This window comes from Kosakonia sp. YIM B13571, assembly GCF_042788095.1.
Lineage (GTDB): Bacteria > Pseudomonadota > Gammaproteobacteria > Enterobacterales > Enterobacteriaceae > Kosakonia > Kosakonia quasisacchari.
Window position 1 is genome coordinate 16,227 of the sequence record NZ_JBHZPL010000011.1, and the last position, 20,824, is coordinate 37,050.

A 20,824-nucleotide genomic window follows, 5' to 3' on the forward strand; every position below is an offset into this window, starting at 1 on the left:
CCCTAAAAAGGCGTTATCATGCACGGTATAGTGCAAAAGGGCTGCACCATGATGGTTATGTTGCACCAATATAGTGCCTCTATGTGAACATAGGGCACTATATTGGTGCAACTTTCGTTAATTGCCCCTTTTAACGCTCCGTGAAAGCGATCACAAAGCATCTCTGCAATACTTGTTTGCGGGGGATGTTTGTGATCCTGTTTTGTAGTGCGATTAATCCGTGTACAATAACGCGCTATTTCTAAATGCCTGAGGCAAAGTTGTGATCGAAAATTTGCGTAACATCGCCATCATCGCGCACGTTGACCATGGTAAAACTACCCTGGTTGATAAGCTGCTGCAGCAATCCGGTACGTTTGATGCTCGTGCCGAAACCCAAGAACGCGTGATGGACTCCAACGATTTGGAGAAAGAGCGTGGGATTACCATCCTCGCGAAAAACACCGCGATTAAATGGAATGACTACCGTATCAACATCGTGGATACCCCAGGGCACGCCGACTTCGGTGGTGAAGTTGAACGTGTCATGTCCATGGTAGACTCCGTTCTGCTGGTCGTTGACGCAATGGATGGCCCAATGCCGCAGACGCGCTTCGTGACCAAAAAAGCATTTGCCCATGGTCTGAAGCCCATCGTCGTTATCAACAAAGTTGACCGCCCTGGCGCGCGTCCTGACTGGGTTGTTGACCAGGTATTCGATCTGTTCGTTAACCTTGATGCGACTGACGAGCAGCTGGATTTCCCGATTGTTTACGCTTCCGCGCTGAACGGTATTGCAGGTCTGGATCACGAGAACATGGCTGAAGACATGACTCCGCTGTACCAGGCGATTGTTGACCGTGTTCCTGCGCCAAACGTTGACCTCGATGGCACCCTGCAGATGCAGATCTCTCAGCTCGACTACAACAACTATGTTGGTGTTATCGGCATTGGTCGTATCAAACGCGGTAAAGTGAAGCCGAACCAGCAGGTCACTATCATTGATAGCGAAGGCAAAACCCGTAATGGTAAAGTCGGTAAAGTGCTGACCCACCTGGGGCTGGAGCGTATCGATAGCGAAGTCGCAGAAGCAGGCGATATCATTGCGATCACCGGTCTGGGCGAGCTGAACATCTCCGACACCATTTGCGACCCGCAGAATGTGGAAGCGCTGCCGGCACTGTCTGTTGACGAGCCGACCGTTACCATGTTCTTCAACGTCAACACCTCTCCGTTCTGTGGTAAAGAAGGTAAGTACGTGACTTCACGTCAGATCCTCGACCGCCTGAACAAAGAGCTGGTGCACAACGTTGCGCTGCGTGTTGAAGAAACACCGGATGCTGACGCATTCCGCGTATCCGGTCGTGGTGAACTGCACCTGTCTGTTCTTATCGAGAACATGCGTCGTGAAGGTTTCGAAATGGCGGTTTCCCGTCCGAAAGTTATCTTCCGCGAAATCGATGGCCGTAAACAAGAGCCGTTCGAAAACGTCACGCTGGACGTTGAAGAGCAGCACCAGGGTTCTGTAATGCAGGCGCTGGGCGAGCGTAAAGGCGATCTGAAAAACATGAATCCGGACGGTAAAGGCCGCGTACGTCTCGACTACGTGATCCCAAGCCGTGGCCTGATCGGTTTCCGTTCAGAGTTCATGACCATGACTTCCGGTACCGGTCTGCTGTACTCCACCTTCAGCCACTACGACGACGTTCGTCCGGGCGAAGTGGGCCAGCGTAACAACGGCGTGCTGATCTCCAACGGTCAGGGTAAAGCGGTTGCGTTTGCGCTGTTCAGCCTGCAGGATCGCGGTAAGCTGTTCCTCGGTCACGGTGCGGAAGTGTATGAAGGCCAGATCATCGGTATTCACAGCCGTTCTAACGACCTGACGGTAAACTGCCTGACCGGTAAGAAACTGACCAACATGCGTGCGTCTGGTACAGACGAAGCCACGGTTCTGGTTCCGCCGATCAAGATGACCCTGGAGCAAGCTCTGGAGTTCATTGATGACGACGAACTGGTAGAAGTGACTCCGCTCTCTATCCGTATTCGTAAACGTCACCTGACGGAAAACGACCGTAAACGCGCAATGCGCGGGGCGAAAGAAGAGTAATTTCTCTTTATTTGCTTGTGAAAAAGCCGCTGAAAATCAGCGGCTTTTTTTATGCCTGTATCTTCTTCGCGTGAAGCCGCGAACTATTCAAGTCAGAACTTTCCCGCTACAGTTAACTCTCCACGGCTGGCAAGGAGAGAGAAATGCTCTATATCTTTGATTTAGGTAACGTGATTGTCGACATCGACTTCAATCGGGTGCTGGGTGCCTGGAGTGATTTTAGCCGTGTGCCGCTGGCGACCTTAAAGCAGAGTTTCACCATGGGCGAGCCGTTTCATCAGCATGAACGTGGTGAGATCAGCGACGAAGACTTCGCCAAAGCGCTGTGTCATGAAATGGAACTCCCGCTTAGCTACGAGCAGTTTTCCACCGGCTGGCAGGCGGTGTTTGTCGAGTTGCGCAAGGAGGTTATCGACATCATGCACAAACTGCGCGAGCAGGGGCATCGGGTCGTCGTGTTGTCGAATACTAACCGTTTGCACACCACGTACTGGCCGGAGCAGTATCCGGAAATCCAGGCGGCAGCTGACCATATTTACCTTTCCCAGGAGATGGGAATGCGCAAGCCCGAAGCGCGAATTTATCAGCAGGTGCTGGCGCTGGAAGGGTTTTCTGCCGACGATAGTGTCTTTTTCGACGACAATGCCGACAACATCGCCGGCGCGGAACAATTGGGCATTACCAGTATCCTGGTGACAGGAAAAACGACTATCCCGGATTATTTCACGAAGCAGCTATGCTAAAAAATCTGCGGCATCATGCAAAACATCGCACGCGCCCGCTGGCGGCGTGGTTGCGGCTGCTATGGCGGCGCATTGATGAAGACCATATGACGACACTGGCGGGGAATCTCGCCTATGTCTCACTGCTGTCGTTGGTGCCGTTGATCGCCGTAGTGTTTGCGTTGTTCGCTGTTTTTCCTATGTTTTCTGAAATTAGCATTCAGTTGCGCCACTTCGTGTTTGCCAATTTCATTCCCACCACGGGCGATGTGATTCAGAACTACATTGAGCAGTTTGTGGCGAACTCCACCAAAATGACGGCGGTAGGCGCATGCGGGCTGGTGGTGACATCGCTGCTGCTGATGTACTCCATCGACTCGGCGTTAAATACTATCTGGCGCAGCACGCGCGTACGCTCGCATGTTTATTCATTTGCAGTCTACTGGATGATCCTCACGCTTGGCCCGTTACTGGCGGGTGCCAGCCTTGCGATAAGTTCCTACTTGCTGTCGCTACGCTGGGCGAGCGAACTGAACAGCATGATTGATGATGTGCTGCGCATATTTCCGCTAATCCTGTCGTGGCTCTCTTTTTGGTTGCTGTACAGCATTGTGCCGACAACGCGCGTGCCGAATCGCGACGCCATTATCGGCGCGTTTGTCGCGGCGCTGCTGTTTGAGTTAGGTAAAAAGATTTTTGGTCTCTACATCACCATGTTTCCTTCTTACCAGCTGATTTATGGCGTGCTGGCTGTCATCCCCATTTTGTTCCTCTGGGTCTACTGGACCTGGTGTATCGTCTTGCTTGGTGCAGAAATAACTGTCACTCTCGGTGAATACCGAAAACTCAAAATAGCCGCACAGCAAGAAGAAGCAGACCAACCATGATTGCATTAATTCAACGTGTTTCCCGCGCGAGCGTTAGCGTGGCGGGTGAGGTGACGGGCGAAATTGGCCCAGGACTTTTGGTGTTGTTGGGCGTCGAAAGGGAAGACGATGAACAGAAGGCGAACCGCCTGTGCGAACGTGTGCTGGGGTATCGTATTTTTGGCGACGCAGAAGGGAAGATGAATCTTAACGTCCAGCAGGCTGGTGGGAGTGTGCTGGTGGTGTCGCAATTTACGCTGGCGGCGGATACAGAACGTGGAATGCGTCCGGGCTTTTCCCGAGGCGCTGCGCCGGAAAAGGCAGAAACGTTATACCACTATTTTGTTGAACGTTGCCGCAGCCAGCAAATGGAAACGCAAACCGGGCGATTCGCTGCCGATATGCAGGTTTCGCTGGTCAACGACGGCCCCGTCACGTTCTGGTTGCAAGTATGAGCCAGCTTGCGGCGTGGCCCCTGGCTACAAGAGAGAGTGCTGCTATGTATCACCTTCGCGTACCGCAAACGGAAGAAGAGTTAGAACTCTATTACCAGTTCCGCTGGGAAATGCTGCGTAAACCGCTGCACCAACCGAAAGGTTCCGAGCGTGATGGCTGGGATGCGATGGCACATCACCAGATGGTGGTCGACGAAGAGGGCAACATCGTCGCTATCGGTCGGTTGTATATCAACGCAGATAACGAAGGGTCTATCCGCTTTATGGCGGTACACCCGGACGTGCAGGACAAAGGCCTTGGCACGCTGATGGCAATGACGCTGGAATCCGTGGCCCGCCAGGAAGGGGTAAAACGCGTGACCTGCAGCGCCCGTGAAGATGCGGTGGCGTTCTTCGCGAAACTCGGCTTCGTCAATGAAGGGGAAATTACCGCGCCGCAAACCACGCCGTTGCGCCACTTTTTGATGATCAAACCGATCGCCACGCTCGATGATATTCTGCATCGCGGCGACTGGTGCGGGCAGTTGCAGCAGGCCTGGTATCAGCATATCCCGCTAAGTGAAAAGATGGGTGTGCGCATTCAGCAGTACACCGGACAGAAATTTATCACCACTATGCCGGAAACCGGCAACCAGAATCCGCATCACACATTGTTCGCCGGTAGCCTGTTTTCCCTGGCGACACTCACTGGTTGGGGGCTGATCTGGCTAATGCTGCGTGAGCGCCATCTCGGCGGCACCATCATCCTTGCCGATGCGCATATCCGCTATAGCACGCCGATCACCGGTAAACCGAGCGCGATTGCTGATCTTGGCTCGCTAAGCGGCGATTTGGACCGTCTGGCGCGCGGGCGCAAAGCGCGCGTTCAGCTTCAGGTTGAACTGTTTGGCGAAGATAAACAGGGCGCGATTTTCGAAGGCATTTATATCGTGTTACCCGCCAAACCCTTTGGATCGTTCGAAGAAGGCGGCAACGAGGAAGAGTAACCGACGGAGCGCCCGATGACGCGGGCGCGCAACTTTCTGCGTTGAAACTACTGCGCGAAGAAAAACCACGCGGTTTTGATCAACCCATCCTGCACTTCATAAACCGCCATATTTTCAATCACCGACTCGCCGATGCCGTAGATTTTTTCGTGATCGAACACCTTATTACCCATCACCGTGCGCGAGAGCAACTCGGCGCGTAATGCCGGGTTGTTAAAACGATGCGCAGCATAAAAGTGACGTAATGCTTCTCGCCCTTGCAGCGACGGCTCGGTGGATGGCAAGCGAAAAGCGATAAAATCCTCGCTAAAACAGGTGGTAAACGCCTCAATATCATGGGCATTGTAAGCAGCGAACTGCTTTTCTACAGGACTTACGATGGACATCGGCACTCCTTTTTTCACGCTGTTATATTCTGGCCACCCGTGCGGCCACGTCTCTTATCGCGTCTTTTGCGCTCTGGCTGATCCCCGCAAGCTGGAAGAAGCCGTGGATCACGCCCTGATATTGTGAACAGGTGCACGTTACGCCCTGTTCGGTCATGTGCTGAAACAGTGCTTCGCCCTCATCGCACAGCGGATCGAACTCTGCGGTAATAATGTGTACCGGCGGCAGACCGGAAAAATCGTCGCGCCACAGCGGGCTGACATCCGGTAACAGACGGTCGGTATCGCCGAGATACATTTCATAACCCGACAATAGCGCCTCGCGGGTAATCACATAATCGGAACCGTTAAAGGTATAGCTGTCGAAATAAGCGGTGGCATCGAGCATCGGGTAAATCAACACCAGTTGCGCGGGTTGCCATGTCGCCGCTTCTTTCAGCCGTAGCGCGGTCACCAGCGCCAGGTGACCGCCTGCGCTATCACCCGCTAGCGTGATACGTTCTTTGTCGATACCGAGTTTTTCGGCGTTTTTCCACACAATATCGGCACCGTTTTGCGCATCATCATGTGCGGCAGGCCAGCGATGTTCCGGCGCTAACCGATATTGCACAGCAACAACCCGGCAACCGCTATAAAAAGCCAACTGACGCAGCTGCTTATCGTGCGTGTCGAAGCCGCCGCTAATAAAGCAGCCGCCGTGGTAGTAAATCAACGCGGGAAGATGACCGCTGGCGTCTTGCGGCGAAAACAGACGAAACGTCATGCCTTCAAGCGTTATCTCTTCAACCTGAACGCACGTTTCCGTTTCCCCTGCCAGCACTGTGCTGGCGATATAACTGCTGCGTCGGTCATCAATACTCTTCGCTCGCGCTGACGGGCGACCTGCGGCAATAAAGTCGCTTACCAGCCCGGCAATACCTTTTTCCAGTGCCATTCCGCTAACCTTTATCTGTATAAATATCCAGTCTTTATAGCCTGGTTTAGCGTAAATGGGAACGGCTGATTTTTAATAACAGACGGCGAAATGACAGTGCCAGGGAAAGTAAAAAGAGAGGCTGACAACCCTTGCCAGAAAGGCAAGGGCTGGAGGAGATTATTCCCCCTCGCCGGGGAATAAGAACGGGTTGATGGAGCTGCGGGCGAAACCTTCTTGTTCCATGCGAGCATCTAACACCAGCGAGGCCAAATCGTCCGCGACCGGCTCGACGTTCGGGTCTTTTTCCTGATAGAGGATCTTCAGGTAAGTGCCGCAGTCGCCACAGCTTTCCGCTTTGATTGCCGCCTGCTCGTTATCCAGCGACCAGTAGTGCAAATCACGGGTTTGCTCGCAGTTGCTGCATTTGACGCGCACCACATGCCACTCGGTTTCGCACAGATTGCAGTGCAGATAACGCAGCCCTTGCGTTGTGCCAATATGTACCATGCTGGAAACCGGCATTGCGCCGCACACCGGGCAGAACTGGCGCTGTTCACCATATTCCGCGCGTGCTTTGCCTGGAATAAGGCTGGCCATTTGCGCCCAGTAGAGCGACAGCGCAGCCCAGATAAAAGGCGCTTTATCACTGCTTACGGAGGCGAAATCAGCGGCAAACAGCGCGCTGGCCATCGCTTCCAACTCTTGTGCAGAGGCTTTTTCCAGGTTCTCAATGACCGCCAGCGCCGGGCCGCTCATCTCCGGCTTCAGCTCGGCGATCAGCGAATGCAGCAGCTTGTGCCAGTGCGCATCGCGCGGCAGCACATGAATGTCCAGCGGCGGTTTGCCCTGCTCAGCGGCCTCTTTAATGCGCGCAGTCAGGTCAATATTCAGGGGATGGTCGTAAAGCACCACTTCCTGGGCATGGGCGATAAGCGCAGCAAAGCGCAGGTAATCACCCAGTGGGTTACTCTCTGCCAGCTCACGCAAACGCTCTGCGCGGCGGTTATAGAGATTTTTCAGTCTGGGGAATAATAACGGCGGAATAACTTCCGCCGTGCGTTTATCGCTCTTCTCCAGCTCATCTTGCGGGATTATGCGAATACTCATTCAGTCGATTTTTCCGTTGTCTTGCGAACTTCCCGGTACCAGCGCGGGTGATGTTTCTTCGCCCACGAGCTGGTAACCCAGCCTTCCACCATTGCGGTTATCGTGCCTTTCACCCACAGGGCGGCGTAAATGTGCACCATAATAACCACAATTAACGCGACCGCGGCAAATGAATGCACCATCAACGCTAATCGGATCACCGGAATGGGAAACGCTGGCGCGAAGTAAGGGCGCCAGATAACCACGCCGCTTACCAGTAGCAACACCAGGAAAATAATCGCCGCCCAGAAAACACACTTCTGACCGAAATTATAGCGCCCGGTGTCACCCACTTCCTCATTGACGACGATCTTACGAATATTCTTCGCCCAAAAGATATCATCCCTATTGATGAGGTTATGGTGCCAGTAGCGGAAAAACATGATTATAAACGACGCGAACATCACCACGCCGACAAACGGATGGAGAATGCGCGCCAGCTGCGGCGTACCCAGAATCCCCATCAACCAGTTGAAGGAAGGGAAGAAAAACCCCAACCCGCTCACCGCCGCCAGCACGAAGCAGAAGGCGGTGACCCAGTGATTGATGCGCTCTGGCGCCGTGTAGCGCACGATGGTGTCACGTTTTTTCATTTGCGCACCTCGTCTTTCTCTTCATGCAGGTTATCGTCTTCCTCTTCTGCACGGTTCGGACCGACACCGACATAGTGGAAGATGCTGGCAGCGAAGGTCGCGGCAAAGCCGACCGCCGCAAGAGGTTTCCAGATACCTTTCCAGAACTTCACAGTCGCGCTGATCTGCGGGTTCTCCGGCAGGCCGTGATACAGATTCGGCTTGTCGGCGTGATGCAGCACATACATCACGTGCGTACCACCAACGCCCGCTGGATCGTACAGGCCCGCGTTGTCGTAACCACGGGTTTTCAGTTCCGCTACGCGCTCGCCGGCCAGCGTTTTCATATCCTCTTTGGAGCCAAAGTGGATAGCACCGGTCGGGCAGGTTTTCACACACGCCGGTTCCTGACCCACGGTTACGCGGTCAACACACAGCGTACATTTGTAGACGCGGTTATCTTCCGGGTTCATGCGCGGCACGTCGAACGGACACCCGGCGATGCAGTAACCGCAGCCGATGCACTGCTCGGACTGGAAGTCGACAATGCCATTGGCATACTGAATGATAGCCCCTTCTGACGGGCATGCTTTTAGACAGCCAGGATCGGCGCAGTGCATGCAGCCATCTTTACGAATCAGCCACTCCAGTTTGTCGTTCTGTTCCACTTCCGAGAAGCGCATGACCGTCCACGATTTGGCGGTCAAATCCGCCGGGTTGTCATACACCCCGACGTTATGTCCCACCTCATCACGAATGTCATTCCACTCGGAACAGGCCACCTGACAGGCTTTACAGCCGATACAGGTGGTGACGTCGATAAGCTTCGCCACTTCCTGCTGGTGATCCCGCGCCTGCGGCGCGGGAGTGAAACCGTTAGTCGCGGAACGACGGATGATGTCTTGCGATTGATAAGCCATAAGTCGTCTCCGTTACACCTTTTCCACATTCACCAGGAACGCCTTAAACTCCGGCGTTTGGGTGTTCGCGTCGCCGACAAACGGCGTTAACGTATTGGCGATAAAGCCTTTCTTCGCCACACCTTCATAACCCCAGTGGATAGGAATACCGATGGTATCGACTTCCTTACCGTGCACGTTGAGTGTGCGGATACGTTTGGTCACCACCGCCTTGGCTTTGATATAGCCTCGGTTGGAGGAGACGCGCACCGTATCGCCCTGCGCGATGCCCAGCTTGTTCGCCAGTTTTTCGCCAATTTCCACAAACTGCTCCGGCTGCATAATGGCATTAAGCAGCGCATGCTTGGTCCAGTAGTGGAAGTGCTCGGTCAGACGGTAAGTTGTACCGACATACGGGAACTTATCCGCTTTACCCATCGCTTCCAGATCGCCTTTAAACACGCGGGCGGCCGGGTTGGAAACCACATTCGGGTGCAGTGGGTTAGTGCCCAGCGGCGTTTCAAACGGTTCGTAGTGTTCCGGGAATGGACCTTCCGCCATTTTATCGAGTGCGAACAGGCGGCCCATGCCTTCCTGCTGCATGATAAACGGCCCGACATTACTGCCAGGTGCGGCAGCGCTGTAGTCCGGAATATCCACGCCGCCCCATTTCGCGCCGTCCCATTTCAGCAACTGACGCTTCGGATCCCACGGGTTGCCCTGCGGGTCGGCTGAGGCGCGGTTGTAGAGAATGCGGCGGTTAAGCGGCCATGCCCATGCCCAGCCCAGCGTATTACCGAGGCCCGATGGGTCAGCGTTATCGCGGTTAGCCATCTGGTTGCCTTTCGGCGTCCAGCTCCCGGCGAAAATCCAGCAACCGCTTGAGGTGGTGCCGTCATCGCGCAGGTGAGCGAAGGTGCTCAGTTGCTCGCCTTTCTTCGCCAGCACGGTGCCGGTTGCCGGATCGATAATATCCGCCAGCGCTTTACCGTTGCTTTCCATGGCCACTTCTTCCGGCGACGGGTTTTCCGGCGTCGAGTAGTTCCAGGTCATGTTCAGCACCTGTTCCGGGTTGGCTCCGCCTTCTGCCGCGTACATTTTACGCATGCGCAGGAAGATGCCCGCCAGGATTTCGCCGTCGTTCAGCGCATCGCCCGGGGCGTCCGCGCCTTTCCAGTGCCATTGCAACCAGCGACCCGAGTTAACGATAGAACCGTTCTCTTCCGCGAAGCAGGTCGACGGCAGACGGAACACCTCGGTCTGAATTTTCGACGGATCGACGTCGTTAAATTCGCCGTGGTTCTGCCAGAAATTCGCGGTTTCCGTATTGAGCGGGTCAATCGTCACCAGGAATTTCAGTTTCGACAGTGAGGCGACAACTTTATTTTTGTTCGGGAACGACGCCACCGGGTTAAAGCCCTGGCAGAGATAGCCGTTGACCTTGCCCTGATTCATCATGTCGAAGTACTGCAGGACGTCGTAACCCTTGTCCCACTTCGGCAGCCAATCAAAGCCCCAGCTGTTTTCCGCTGTCGCTTTGTCGCCAAAGAAGGATTTCATCATCGAAACGAAGAATTTCGGGTAGTTGCCCCAGTAGTTTACCTGGCCTTCCAGCAGCGGTTTAGGTGTGTTGGCGGTCAGATAGGTCTGGAGATCGGTCTGTTTTTCGTTTGGCAGCGTCATATAGCCCGGCAGGCTTTGTGACAGCAGGCCAAGATCCGTCAGACCCTGAATGTTGGAGTGACCGCGCAGGGCGTTCACGCCACCGCCCGCCATTCCCATGTTGCCGAGCAGCAGCTGAATCATCGCCATGGTGCGGATGTTCTGCGCGCCAACGGAGTGTTGCGTCCAGCCAAGTGCATACAGGAACGACGCCGTTTTATCACGGGCGCTGGTTTCGGCAATGTATTCGCACACCTTCAGGAAATCCGCTTTTGGCGTCCCGCAGATGTCTTCAACCACTTCCGGCGTGTAACGGGAGACGTGCGTTTTCAGCAGGTTCCACACGCAACGCGGGTGGGTGAGCGTGGTATCGCGTTTGGCGAAACCTTTCTCATCCAGTTCGTAGTTCCAGCTGGTTTTGTCGTATTTGCGTTTTTCTGCGTCATAGCCGGTAAACAGGCCATCTTCGAAGCCGAAATCTTCACGCACGATAAGCGTGGCGTTGGTATAGGCTTCGGTGTATTCGCGCTGATATTTTTCGTTGGTCATCAGGTACAGCAACACGCCTGACAGGAAGGCAATGTCAGTACCGGAACGAATCGGCGCATAGAAATCCGCAACAGAGGCGGTACGCGTAAAGCGCGGATCGATAACAATCAGCTTCGCGCCATTGTGGATCTTGGCTTCCATCGCCCAGCGGAATCCCACCGGATGCGCTTCTGCCGCGTTCCCCCCCATCACAACGATAAGGTTGGCGTTTTTCATGTCGACCCAGTGGTTGGTCATCGCACCGCGACCAAAAGATGGAGCAAGACTTGCTACCGTTGGTCCGTGTCAGACACGCGCCTGGTTATCGACGGCTAACATGCCGAGTGCGCGGGTGAATTTTTGCGTTAAATAGCCGGTTTCATTACTGGATGCGGATGCGCACAGCATCCCGGTGCTCAGCCAGCGGTTGACGGTGGTCCCTTCCGCGTTTTGCGCGATATAGTTGGCGTCACGATCCGCTTTCATTAATTTGGCGATGCGGGTAAAGGCTTCATCCCACGAAATTTGTTGCCACTTATCCGAGCCTGGCGCGCGGTATTCCGGGTATTTCAGGCGGCTTTCAGAGTGGATGAAATCCACCAAACCTGCACCTTTCGGGCACAGCGCCCCACGGTTTACCGGATGATCGGGGTCGCCCTCGATATGAAAGATTGACGCTTTGGCGTTTTTTGCTCCGTCGCCGAGGCTGTACATCAACAGCCCACAGCCAACGGAACAATATGTGCAGGTATTACGGGTTTCGCGGGTGCGCAGCAGCTTATACTGCCGTGTTTCCGCGAGCGCAACACTCGGGGCAAAGCCCAGCGCCGCTGCCGTGGTTCCTGCCATACCGCCAGCGCAGATCTTAAAGAACTGCCTTCTGCTGACCTGCATGGTTTGCTCCTGGTTCGACATTACTCTTATCGTTTTTTCTTTGCGGTGGTTTTCGCAAAGGTTCAGAATTGCTGTTAATCCCTCATATCCTGGGGGATTAGCAACGAAGAATACCACAATGTAGGTATGCTCATTCTGCCGTGGAAGGTTCAGAACTGCTGCTATTCCCTCTTTTCCCCAAGGGATATGCGCGGAGAATACCATAATGTTGATACGCTTGTTCGATAACGGTTAAGACAAAGTGAACGATTTACAGACAAAAAAGCACAAAAATGCAACATCAGTCACAGGAGCCCGCGAGGTTAGCCTGTGGAAACGCACTGATTTGCAGCAGGCCGTGCCGGACATGCTGGCGGAGGAAGTGCCCGTCGCGCTGGTGTACAACGGTATTTCGCATGTGGTGATGATGGCGTCACCAAAAGATCTTGAGCTCTTCGCAATCGGCTTCTCCTTATCCGAAGGGATTATCGAAAACGCATCAGACATTTACGGAATGGATGTGGTGTCCTCCTGTAACGGCCTTGAGGTGCAAATTGAACTCTCCAGCCGCCGTTTTATGGGGTTAAAAGAGCGGCGACGCGCACTGGCTGGCCGTACCGGTTGCGGCGTATGCGGTGTTGAGCAGCTCAATGACATTGGCAAGCCCATCACGCCACTGCCTTTTACCCAGACCTTTGATTTGCAGGCGCTGGATGCCGGGCTGGCGCATTTAACCGATTTCCAGCCTGTTGGTCAGCTCACTGGCTGCACACACGCCGCCGCCTGGATGCTGCCATCCGGTGAGTTAGCGGGAGGGCATGAAGACGTCGGGCGTCATGTCGCGCTGGATAAGCTGCTTGGCCATCGCGCCCGAGAAGCGCAAGCTTGGGCGCGTGGTGCGGTGCTGGTTTCCAGCCGCGCCAGCTATGAGATGGTGCAAAAGTCCGCCATGTGCGGCGTTGAGATCCTGTTTGCCGTCTCCGCCGCCACAACGTTGGCGGTAGAAGTGGCGCAGCGTTGTAACCTGACGCTGGTGGGTTTTTGCAAGCCGGGCAGAGCGACAATCTATACCCATCCGCAGCGATTAATTGGTGTGTGAATTGGTCAAAAAAGTTGAATGTTGAGAACAAATCCTTCCGCTTTTTGTTGTGAGTAAACAGGTCTAGTATTTATTTCATCGAGGCAAAGCGCCTCACTCCAACAAATTAACGCAAGGATTTATATCATGAAAAGCATCAAAACTTTTGTCGCAGTTATCGCACTGGCTACGTCTTTCGGTTCTTTCGCTGCACAGTCTGTTACCGCAACGGATACCACTCTGAGCGGTGCTGAAGCGAAAATCGCCGCGCAGGCTCAGCAGGCTGGCGCATCTTCTTACCAGATCACTGAAGCGTATACCGGCAACCAGGTTCACATGACCGCCGAACTGAACAAATAAGTCACGCTGTACTGTCGAAAGAGCGCCCTCGGGCGCTTTTTTTTGCTTTTTTATCCACTCAGTCGGGGGAGCCGCCAGTATGACACCAGCGTACTGAGAATGAATGCGCTCTCCATGGCAACGGCCACCGGCGATCCGATCACCAGATTATTCAACAGCCAGCAGGCGCTACCGCAGAGGGTGAGCCGCCGCATACTTTTTGCCGCCGGGTGAAAGGCTGCGCTGGTCATCAGCAAGCTACCCAGTAGCGGTAAAACATCGGCGAGTTGCTGCCAGCTTAGCGCGCTGTACAAGCAGGTTGCGACAATAAACACCGTTTTCATTTTCCGCGCGGTGGTCATGATGGCAGCGAGATAACGGCAGGCGGCCAGTGCCATCAAACCTGCGGCAACGGGCGCATTCAACAAGCAGAAATGTATTGCCAGCAGGCTGGTGGAGGCGGCAAGTATCGCCAGCGTTGTCTGCCGCCGGGCAAACTGAAACGCCAACAAATCAAAAATGAAGGAAAAGCCAGCCAGCATTTGCGACAGCCAAAAAGCGTTCATCATCGTTTTCTCTCTTGCGTGATGGCGGTGATGGTAGCGGCTGAGCTGCGGGCTTTCGTTAACCTTTGTTAAGACGTGCGCGGATCCGCGACAAGCTCACCGGCGAGATGCCGATATAACTGGCGAGATCTTTTTGCGTTAATTGTGCTTCCCATGCCGGAAAATGAGCCTGCACATAGCGATAGCGTTGCTCCGGGTTATTGAGCAAAAACATCTGTTCTTTCTTCTCTTTAAAGATCAGTTGCTGGCGCAGGAGCGCTATTTTTACCGCCTGATGTTCTTCCTTTTCCAGTAAACGTAGCGGCACTTCGCTGAGCATGCCCGGCGTCAGCATTTGCAAGCTGTAATCCGCCACGCTACCCGTTAACCAGCTCAGATAGAGAAAACAGCACTCACCGGGAAAGTAAAACTCCTTTACGCGCTCGCTCCCTTCGGGCGAATGCCAGACAGCACGCGCGATACCTTCATGCAGCACAAACATTTTTTGTTGTACATCACCCTGTCTGAGCAGGGTTGTCGCCGGGCTGATTCGCGCCGTTTTCTGGTCAACAAGGAGAGGAGCTAACCAATCAGCTATCATGCGGATCTCTTTTGTTCATAAATTTTGATAAAGAAAGGCAAATCCTTCCGCTTTTTGTTGTGAGTAAACAGGTCTACTATTTATTTTATCGAGGCAATGCGCCTCACTCCAACAAATTAACGCAAGGATTTATATCATGAAAAGCATCAAAACTTTTGTCGCAGTTATCGCGCTGGCTACGTCTTTCGGTTCTTTCGCTGCACAGTCTGTTACCGCAACGGATACCACTCTGAGCGGTGCTGAAGCGAAAATCGCCGCGCAGGCGCAACAGGCTGGCGCATCTTCTTACCAGATCACTGAAGCGTATACCGGCAACCAGGTTCACATGACCGCCGAACTGAACAAATAAGCAAAGCTGTCCTGTCGAAAGAGCGCCTGCGGGCGCTTTTTTTATTTCTGCGCTGGAATGATAGCGTATTATCGGGGATGTAGTTGTATTCAGTAATTGCCTAAAGTATTTTAAAAAAGCTATATATGACTGAAATGCCCGATGGCATATAAGAAATGTCGTCGGGCATTATTATTATGGTTGCATTAAATTCACATTCTTATTATTACAGAACGTTATCAGTAATAATAAAATTACGCGGTAAGCGAATTATTGATTAAATGTGTAGTTAACAATAACCTGGCTTGATTGCCCATTTGCCGTCAGCATTTTACCGGTGCCATTTACGCGAGCATATAAACTGATTGGTTGGTTCGGTGCGATATTATAAGGCGTGAAGTCAACATTGCCTGAACGTGCATTAGAAACGTCCATGCAAGTATTACCGCTGTTATAGCATAAATAAACCTGCATACCCGCCGGATAATAGCTGTAAGTCCAGGTGTAATAAACCATGCCGACTTTACCGGTTGACGGCGTTCCGGCCGTAACCGGGAAGGCTTTGTTATACCATTGGTTTTTTACTGAAACTGAGGGTGCAAGCATTGAGCCGACTGAAGTGCCGCCCGTTGCAAATGCGCTTGAAGAGATAAACATTAAACCCGATAAAGCCAGCAGGATTGATTTCCGTTTCATTTAAAGCCTCATTAAAGAGTAAGCTAACGAATATCCATGATATTTACCTTAAATCATGGGAATTATTGAGTGGTCCTGTGTGAATACAAGATAACTCAATAATTCTTATTTGTTGGCTATATTTCCGTTTGTCCATGAGAAACTAAATAATATATTTATTGTTGTCAATGTTTATTGTTTTTATTAAGCAGGGCTTCATTGCTATTTAATATTTAAATATCCAGGGTAAAGCATACGAAATACCTATCGGCGATTGAGGTTAATTCTTTAGGTATCAATTTTGGTAGGTTTTAATGAAATAAATCCATGCCAAAAAAGCTAAAGTTTTTGTTTTTCTGGCCGTTAACGTTGATATGTAGTTCACACCATATCTGTGTTCTTCAGGATGAATGGTTGGCAAACATGGAACGGTTGCACGACTCAGGGATAAGCAAAACTCAACAAGTGACATCTGGCGCTGATTTGATAAGCCTGGATTCGGTGACCTATTCCTACGCCGCCGGTGCCGCGCGACAGACCATCCTGCACAACATTTCGTTATCTATCCCCGCCGGGCAAAGTTGCGCCATCGTTGGCGCGTCAGGCTCGGGGAAAAGCACACTGCTTAATCTGCTGGGATTGCTCGATACGCCCACTTCCGGGCGCGTGATGTTTCATGGTGAGGATATGTCCCGCTGCGGCGCAGATGCCCGCGCGACGGCGCGTAATCACATCATTGGTTTTGTCTTTCAGAGCTTCAACTTATTGCCCCGGCTTACCGCGCTGGATAATGTTGCTTTGCCGCTGCTCTACCGTGGCGAGCCGCGCCATGAAGCACAGGACACTGCCCGCAAACAGCTTCAGCGCGTTGGCTTAAGTGAACGCGCGCACCACCGCCCTGCGGATTTGTCCGGCGGGCAGCGCCAGCGTGTAGCCATTGCCCGCGCGCTGGTTGGCGAACCGGCTTTGCTGCTCGCCGACGAACCCACCGGTAACCTTGATAGCCAAAACGCGGCTGACATTATTGATTTATTGCTGGCATTGAATCGCGACAGTGGCACCACGCTGGTGCTAGTAACACATGACAATTCGATTGCCCGACGCATGTCGCGCTGCATTCAGGTGGCGGATGGACGCATCAGCGAGGCATCGTATGTCTGATCTGCGGATGCCCGCAACTCTTCGCCCCTCTCAGCCGTTACGTTACGGTATGCCGTGGCTGCAACTTTTGCTGGAATCGCTGGAGAACCTGCGGCTGCTGGGGCGGCGCGCGGTGCTGGCGCTATTGGGCATTGCGGTGGGCTGCGCCGCAGTGGTGGCGTTGCTCAATATTGGCTACAACGCCGAACGCGAAGCGATGAGCATCTTTCGCGGTATGGGCAGCGAGCTACTAGTTGCCAACATTCAGCAGCCTGTCGGTTCTGGCAGAAAACCGCTGGTTGCGCCCGCCGATCTGGATATCGATGCCTTGCATCAACAGATCCCGGAAATTGACGCGGCTTCGGCGCTCGTCCCCAGCAACACGGAAGCACGTTTTAATGGCCGAACGACTGCGGCAACGCTGGTTGGTAGCGGCGCTGAACTGCCTTTTGTTCTGCGGCTGCAACTGGAACAGGGCCGCTTTTTGAGCCGCTTTGATGCGCAGAGCACCTATGCTGTGCTCGGGGCCAATATCGCCGAACAATGGGCCCAGCCCGACCGCCCCGTTCTGCTGGGCGACCGCATTCAGATTGGCGGTTATCTCTTTGAGATTGTCGGTATTCTTCAGCATCAGGGGCCAAACCCGATTATTCCTGTCTCTGTGGATGATGCCATTTTGCTGCCGATCACCGGTATGCGCCGGGTGATCGGTTTTCCGCAAATAAGCAGCGTAGCGGTGCGTAGCCGCAGCGGTGAAGCGCTGGATCACATCGCGCCCAGGCTACAGAAATGGCTCAGCGAAAAGATGCCCGGCTTCGAGGTCAATGTGCAGGTTCCTCAGCAGTTGCTGGAAGGCATTGAGCAGCAGTCGCGCCTGTTTTCGTGGTTGCTCGCCGGGCTTGGCGGCGTTTCGCTGCTGGTCGGCGGGGTGGGCGTGATGAATGTGATGGTGATGAATGTATCGGAGCGCTGCCGGGAAATTGGTGTGCGGATGGCGCTGGGCGCGCGTCCGCGCGATATCGCGATGCTCTTTTTGTTGGAAGCCATTGTACTGGCGACGGCTGGCGCACTGCTTGGCGCGGCGGCGGGTTTCGCGGCGGCATGGCTGTTTGTCTGGTTTTCCGGCTGGTCTGATTTTGCCTTATCCGCCGCCGCTTTGCCGCTGGGCATTGGCAGCGCCATTGTTATCGGGCTGTTTTTTGGCCTATCTCCCGCTCTGGCGGCGTCCCGGCTGGAGCCGGTGGAGGCGCTGCGCGATGCGTAGACATGGCTGGCTGTGGTTACTGGCAAGCCTGATGGTTTGCCCGGCGCGTGGCGAAATGCCGGTGAACCCTTCCCACGCCACGCGTGACGGTGAGACGGCGCGTATTACCCTGAAGGGCGACAATATCGATCTCACTCTGAGCGATGCCATTTATCTCGGGCTGCGTGATAACCGCGCCATTCGTAGCGCGTATCTCGACAGGGTTGCGCAGAAATTTGACCTGCGCGTGGCCGAAGATCGCTTCACGCCAAAACTGGTGCTCTCCGGCAATTATCTCTCCACCCGCAACCAGGACGACCGCTACCGGCAGGGAAACCTGACGCCGACCTCCACGCTGCTCACCCCTTACGGCACGCGCGTTAGCCTCGGCTGGACATATCAACACACCGATGCCAATCAGGCGGGGCTGTCTCACAACGACGGCGCGAACTTTTCGGTTATTCAGCCGTTGCTGCGCGGCGCGGGTAAAGATATAGCCACCGCGCCGGTTCGCCTTGCGCAGATGACTGAGCAAATCAACCGCCTGAATTTGAAGTCCACCGTTTCGCAGACGATCACCCAAATTATCACCGCTTACCGCGATCTGTTGCTGGCGCAAGAGCAGTTAAAGATCGCTCAGGATTCGCTGGCGCGTGCGCGTCAGTTGGTGGAGGTGAACCAGGCGATGATCAGCGCGGGGCGCATGGCGGAGTTTGAAATTGTGCAGACCGAAGCCGAAGTGGCTTCACAAGAGCTGGCGCATGAAGAGGCGCGAAACCGGGTGGATATGGCGCGCCTGGCGCTGTTGCAATTGCTGGCGTTGGATCTGCATGCGCCAATTGTCGCGACCGAAGCGTTACAGGCAAAGCCTGTCGAGGTGCAGGCCGATCGCGCGTTGAAACAGGCGGAGGCGTCTCAGCCCGCGTACCTGGCGCAACTGCTTGTGGGCGAACAGGCAACGATTAACCTCGCCGTCGCCCGTAATGACAGGTTATGGGATGTTTCCCTGGTCGGCGGCGCGACGCAGCAGCGTAACCGTGCGGCGCAAGGTGACGGCGCGCGCAACTGGGATAACTATGTTGGGGTTCAGGTGGAGATCCCCCTCGGCGACATGACCGCCCGGCAGGCGGAAGTGCAAGCGCAGGTCAATGTGAAAAATCAGCAAATCCAACTGGCGGAAGCACACCAGCAACTTGATCGGGACGTGACCAACGCCGTGCGTGATATGGGCACCCGCTGGCGGCAGTTTGAAATAGCCCAACGTGCACGGGATTTGTCGCGCCGCAAGCTGGAGATTGAACAGGAAAAACTCACTGCTGGCCGCTCCAGCAACTTCCAGGTGCTGAGCTTTGAAAACGATCTCCGCAACGCGGAAAACGCCAGGCTAAATGCGCTTATCAGCTATTTGAATGCGCAGGCCGGGCTCGATCAAACGCTGGGAACCACGCTGCAAAGTTGGGATATTTCGCTCAATGATTAAGTTTTTTACGCAAAAGCAGCGCCTGCTTTTATTGCTGACACTTGCGGTGGTGGTTGGCGGCTCGCTCTTATGGTGGGCAGTCGCACGCGAACCGGAAAGTGGCGCTGCGCAGGAGATCTGGTTGCCGGTTCAGCCGCAGCGACTGGAAAACCAACTGGGGCTGGTGGGGCGTATTCAGGCGGCCCGCCAGCAAACTCTTGCCGCGCCATTTGACGGGGTGATCCGTGAAATCGCGATTCACGAAGGGCAGCGCGTTGAAAAGGGGCAAGTGCTGATAGTGCTTGATCCCGGACAGATTGAGATCCAACTTCGCCAGGCGCAGGCGGAGCTTTTGAAAGCGCAAAAAGAGGTGGCGCTATTTCGCAACTGGGGCAGCAGTCCGGATGTCTCGCGCGCCAGACGCGTGGTGCAAGGCGCGCGCGCAACGCTCTCCAATACGCAGGCCAATCTTCGCGATACCACTGCGCTTTTTAAGCGCGGGATTGTCGCCCGTATGGAAGTCGATGCGCTGGCACAGCAGGCGCGGGCGCAGCAGCAGGATCTGGCTGCCGCGCAGGAAGAGTTACAAACAGCACAAGCGCGGGGTAAAGGCGAGGACAGCAAAATTGCCGATATGGAACTGGCGAATGCACAAGCCCGCTACGCTACGCTGAAGGCGCAGGTAGAGCGGCAAACGATACGTGCGCCGTTTTCAGGTTTTATTGTGCGCCCGGTCGCGCCGGAAAGCGGTAAACCGATCACCCTCCAGCCGGGTTTGTCGGTGAGCCAGGGGATGGCGCTGTTGACGGTGACGGGGCTGGACACGATGCAAGTCGTCACGCGTGTTGAAGAGGCGGATCTGCATCAATTAAAAGAAGGGATGCCAGTCAATATCACCGGTGAAGGGTTTGCCGGAAAAACGCTCAGCGGGCAGATCCGCGAAATTGGCGTTCAGAGCAGCGCGGCAGAGACGCAGGGCGCTTATTACGATGTCACTGTGTCGGTAGATACGCCGTTGGCGGATTTACAGCAAGATATTCGGCTGGGGATGAGCGCGCGGCTGGCGGTGATCACCTGGCAGAACGAACACGGATTCGCGGTGCCCGCTCAGGCGTTACATTTTGATGCGCAATCGGGTTTGCGCTGGGTGCTCTGGCGTTCATCGTCTACTTCGCCGCCGCGCAAAGTGGTGGTTACCACCGGGCAGACGGTGGCGCAGGGGGTGGAAATCCACGGTATTGACGCGGGGGAAGTGCGGGTTGAAATGGGCGCGCAGGGCGGTTCGGCTAACCCGGTTTCCGTGAGTATTCATTAACGCG

General features: G+C 54.4%; 21 protein-coding genes. 12 read left to right on the top strand and 9 right to left on the bottom strand.

Annotation, left to right across the window (positions count from 1 at the left end):
- Nucleotides 1-262 precede the first annotated feature (262 nt).
- From typA to fabY, 5 genes are all read left to right on the top strand, one after another.
- Nucleotides 263-2,086, top strand: coding sequence for a ribosome-dependent GTPase TypA (gene typA / locus ACFX4O_RS19965; protein ID WP_131413663.1), 1,824 nt, complete (start codon nt 263-265; stop codon nt 2,084-2,086).
- A gap of 143 nt (nt 2,087-2,229) precedes the next feature.
- Nucleotides 2,230-2,829 (top strand): glucose-1-phosphatase, encoded by a 600-nt coding sequence (gene yihX, locus ACFX4O_RS19970; RefSeq protein WP_380210656.1) that lies wholly within the window; start codon nt 2,230-2,232, stop codon nt 2,827-2,829.
- Nucleotides 2,823-3,695 (top strand): virulence factor BrkB family protein, encoded by an 873-nt coding sequence (locus ACFX4O_RS19975; RefSeq protein ID WP_131413665.1) that lies wholly within the window; start codon nt 2,823-2,825, stop codon nt 3,693-3,695. The genes yihX and ACFX4O_RS19975 overlap by 7 nt, the downstream gene beginning before the upstream one ends.
- Nucleotides 3,692-4,129 (top strand): D-aminoacyl-tRNA deacylase, encoded by a 438-nt coding sequence (dtd, locus tag ACFX4O_RS19980; RefSeq protein WP_131413666.1) that lies wholly within the window; start codon nt 3,692-3,694, stop codon nt 4,127-4,129. The genes ACFX4O_RS19975 and dtd overlap by 4 nt, the downstream gene beginning before the upstream one ends.
- 44 nt (nt 4,130-4,173) lie before the next feature.
- Nucleotides 4,174-5,115: a fatty acid biosynthesis protein FabY gene (gene fabY / locus ACFX4O_RS19985; protein ID WP_165501948.1), complete on the top strand. Its 942-nt coding sequence runs from the start codon at nt 4,174-4,176 to the stop codon at nt 5,113-5,115.
- A gap of 47 nt (nt 5,116-5,162) precedes the next feature.
- Here the strand turns inward: fabY and ACFX4O_RS19990 are convergent, their stop codons facing one another.
- From ACFX4O_RS19990 to fdnG, 6 genes are all read right to left on the bottom strand, one after another.
- Nucleotides 5,163-5,501, bottom strand: a complete 339-nt coding sequence (locus ACFX4O_RS19990) for a nuclear transport factor 2 family protein (RefSeq protein WP_380210658.1) — start codon at nt 5,499-5,501, stop codon at nt 5,163-5,165.
- Nucleotides 5,502-5,523: 22 nt separating this feature from the next.
- Complete coding sequence (locus tag ACFX4O_RS19995) at nt 5,524-6,435, bottom strand: alpha/beta hydrolase (RefSeq protein WP_380210660.1); 912 nt, start codon at nt 6,433-6,435, stop codon at nt 5,524-5,526.
- Nucleotides 6,436-6,594: 159 nt separating this feature from the next.
- Nucleotides 6,595-7,524 carry a formate dehydrogenase accessory protein FdhE gene (fdhE, locus tag ACFX4O_RS20000; protein WP_380210662.1) on the bottom strand — a complete coding sequence of 310 codons (930 nt, stop codon included), beginning with the start codon at nt 7,522-7,524 and terminating at the stop codon, nt 6,595-6,597.
- Nucleotides 7,521-8,156, bottom strand: coding sequence for a formate dehydrogenase cytochrome b556 subunit (gene fdoI, locus ACFX4O_RS20005; protein WP_017459690.1), 636 nt, complete (start codon nt 8,154-8,156; stop codon nt 7,521-7,523). Before fdoI ends, fdhE begins: the two co-directional genes overlap by 4 nt.
- Nucleotides 8,153-9,055 (bottom strand): formate dehydrogenase subunit beta, encoded by a 903-nt coding sequence (gene fdxH / locus ACFX4O_RS20010; RefSeq protein ID WP_131413671.1) that lies wholly within the window; start codon nt 9,053-9,055, stop codon nt 8,153-8,155. The genes fdoI and fdxH overlap by 4 nt, the downstream gene beginning before the upstream one ends.
- Before the next feature lie 12 nt (nt 9,056-9,067).
- Nucleotides 9,068-12,118 (bottom strand): formate dehydrogenase-N subunit alpha, encoded by a 3,051-nt coding sequence (gene fdnG / locus ACFX4O_RS20015; protein WP_380210665.1) that lies wholly within the window; start codon nt 12,116-12,118, stop codon nt 9,068-9,070.
- A 241-nt stretch (nt 12,119-12,359) separates the two neighbouring features.
- Between fdnG and fdhD the strand changes: the two genes are divergently transcribed.
- Both fdhD and ACFX4O_RS20025 read left to right on the top strand, forming a co-directional pair.
- Complete coding sequence (fdhD, locus tag ACFX4O_RS20020) at nt 12,360-13,196, top strand: formate dehydrogenase accessory sulfurtransferase FdhD (RefSeq protein WP_380210666.1); 837 nt, start codon at nt 12,360-12,362, stop codon at nt 13,194-13,196.
- 126 nt (nt 13,197-13,322) lie between these two features.
- Nucleotides 13,323-13,535 (top strand): YdgH/BhsA/McbA-like domain containing protein, encoded by a 213-nt coding sequence (locus ACFX4O_RS20025; protein ID WP_249880354.1) that lies wholly within the window; start codon nt 13,323-13,325, stop codon nt 13,533-13,535.
- 50 nt (nt 13,536-13,585) lie between these two features.
- On the opposite strand, the gene ACFX4O_RS20030 is transcribed toward ACFX4O_RS20025, so the two are convergent.
- Nucleotides 13,586-14,083: a YgjV family protein gene (locus tag ACFX4O_RS20030; protein ID WP_235855302.1), complete on the bottom strand. Its 498-nt coding sequence runs from the start codon at nt 14,081-14,083 to the stop codon at nt 13,586-13,588.
- A gap of 55 nt (nt 14,084-14,138) precedes the next feature.
- Nucleotides 14,139-14,660 carry a Crp/Fnr family transcriptional regulator gene (locus tag ACFX4O_RS20035; protein WP_380210669.1) on the bottom strand — a complete coding sequence of 174 codons (522 nt, stop codon included), beginning with the start codon at nt 14,658-14,660 and terminating at the stop codon, nt 14,139-14,141.
- A gap of 136 nt (nt 14,661-14,796) precedes the next feature.
- On the opposite strand from ACFX4O_RS20035, the gene ACFX4O_RS20040 reads away from it, so the two are divergent.
- On the top strand, nt 14,797-15,009 hold the full coding sequence (locus tag ACFX4O_RS20040; RefSeq protein WP_249880354.1) for a YdgH/BhsA/McbA-like domain containing protein: 213 nt from the start codon (nt 14,797-14,799) through the stop codon (nt 15,007-15,009).
- 249 nt (nt 15,010-15,258) lie between these two features.
- Here ACFX4O_RS20040 and ACFX4O_RS20045 read toward each other — a convergent pair whose 3' ends face one another.
- A complete protein-coding gene (locus ACFX4O_RS20045) occupies nt 15,259-15,684 on the bottom strand; it encodes a flagellar protein FlhE (RefSeq protein WP_380210670.1) in 426 nt (141 codons plus the stop codon).
- 402 nt (nt 15,685-16,086) lie between these two features.
- Here ACFX4O_RS20045 and ACFX4O_RS20050 point away from each other — a divergent pair, with 402 nt between their 5' ends.
- The 4 genes from ACFX4O_RS20050 to ACFX4O_RS20065 are packed head-to-tail and all read left to right on the top strand — an operon-like array spanning nt 16,087 to nt 20,820.
- Complete coding sequence (locus tag ACFX4O_RS20050; protein ID WP_380210819.1) at nt 16,087-16,824, top strand: ABC transporter ATP-binding protein; 738 nt, start codon at nt 16,087-16,089, stop codon at nt 16,822-16,824.
- Nucleotides 16,817-18,067: an ABC transporter permease gene (locus ACFX4O_RS20055; RefSeq protein ID WP_380210672.1), complete on the top strand. Its 1,251-nt coding sequence runs from the start codon at nt 16,817-16,819 to the stop codon at nt 18,065-18,067. Before ACFX4O_RS20050 ends, ACFX4O_RS20055 begins: the two co-directional genes overlap by 8 nt.
- The gene (locus ACFX4O_RS20060) at nt 18,060-19,526 is read left to right on the top strand and encodes a TolC family protein (protein ID WP_380210674.1); all 1,467 of its coding nucleotides are present in this window, start codon (nt 18,060-18,062) and stop codon (nt 19,524-19,526) included. The genes ACFX4O_RS20055 and ACFX4O_RS20060 overlap by 8 nt, the downstream gene beginning before the upstream one ends.
- On the top strand, nt 19,519-20,820 hold the full coding sequence (locus ACFX4O_RS20065; protein ID WP_380210676.1) for an efflux RND transporter periplasmic adaptor subunit: 1,302 nt from the start codon (nt 19,519-19,521) through the stop codon (nt 20,818-20,820). The genes ACFX4O_RS20060 and ACFX4O_RS20065 overlap by 8 nt, the downstream gene beginning before the upstream one ends.
- Nucleotides 20,821-20,824 lie beyond the last annotated feature (4 nt).

Coding starts and splice junctions, on each gene's coding strand:
- yihX (WP_380210656.1), top strand. CDS start 2,230: ATGCTCTATATCTTTGATTTAGGTAACGTGATTGTCGACATCGACTTC.
- ACFX4O_RS19975 (WP_131413665.1), top strand. CDS start 2,823: ATGCTAAAAAATCTGCGGCATCATGCAAAACATCGCACGCGCCCGCTG.
- dtd (WP_131413666.1), top strand. CDS start 3,692: ATGATTGCATTAATTCAACGTGTTTCCCGCGCGAGCGTTAGCGTGGCG.
- fabY (WP_165501948.1), top strand. CDS start 4,174: ATGTATCACCTTCGCGTACCGCAAACGGAAGAAGAGTTAGAACTCTAT.
- ACFX4O_RS19990 (WP_380210658.1), bottom strand. CDS start 5,501: ATGTCCATCGTAAGTCCTGTAGAAAAGCAGTTCGCTGCTTACAATGCC.
- ACFX4O_RS19995 (WP_380210660.1), bottom strand. CDS start 6,435: ATGGCACTGGAAAAAGGTATTGCCGGGCTGGTAAGCGACTTTATTGCC.
- fdhE (WP_380210662.1), bottom strand. CDS start 7,524: ATGAGTATTCGCATAATCCCGCAAGATGAGCTGGAGAAGAGCGATAAA.
- fdoI (WP_017459690.1), bottom strand. CDS start 8,156: ATGAAAAAACGTGACACCATCGTGCGCTACACGGCGCCAGAGCGCATC.
- fdxH (WP_131413671.1), bottom strand. CDS start 9,055: ATGGCTTATCAATCGCAAGACATCATCCGTCGTTCCGCGACTAACGGT.
- ACFX4O_RS20025 (WP_249880354.1), top strand. CDS start 13,323: ATGAAAAGCATCAAAACTTTTGTCGCAGTTATCGCACTGGCTACGTCT.
- ACFX4O_RS20030 (WP_235855302.1), bottom strand. CDS start 14,083: ATGATGAACGCTTTTTGGCTGTCGCAAATGCTGGCTGGCTTTTCCTTC.
- ACFX4O_RS20035 (WP_380210669.1), bottom strand. CDS start 14,660: ATGATAGCTGATTGGTTAGCTCCTCTCCTTGTTGACCAGAAAACGGCG.
- ACFX4O_RS20040 (WP_249880354.1), top strand. CDS start 14,797: ATGAAAAGCATCAAAACTTTTGTCGCAGTTATCGCGCTGGCTACGTCT.
- ACFX4O_RS20045 (WP_380210670.1), bottom strand. CDS start 15,684: ATGAAACGGAAATCAATCCTGCTGGCTTTATCGGGTTTAATGTTTATC.
- ACFX4O_RS20050 (WP_380210819.1), top strand. CDS start 16,087: ATGGAACGGTTGCACGACTCAGGGATAAGCAAAACTCAACAAGTGACA.
- ACFX4O_RS20055 (WP_380210672.1), top strand. CDS start 16,817: ATGTCTGATCTGCGGATGCCCGCAACTCTTCGCCCCTCTCAGCCGTTA.
- ACFX4O_RS20060 (WP_380210674.1), top strand. CDS start 18,060: ATGCGTAGACATGGCTGGCTGTGGTTACTGGCAAGCCTGATGGTTTGC.
- ACFX4O_RS20065 (WP_380210676.1), top strand. CDS start 19,519: ATGATTAAGTTTTTTACGCAAAAGCAGCGCCTGCTTTTATTGCTGACA.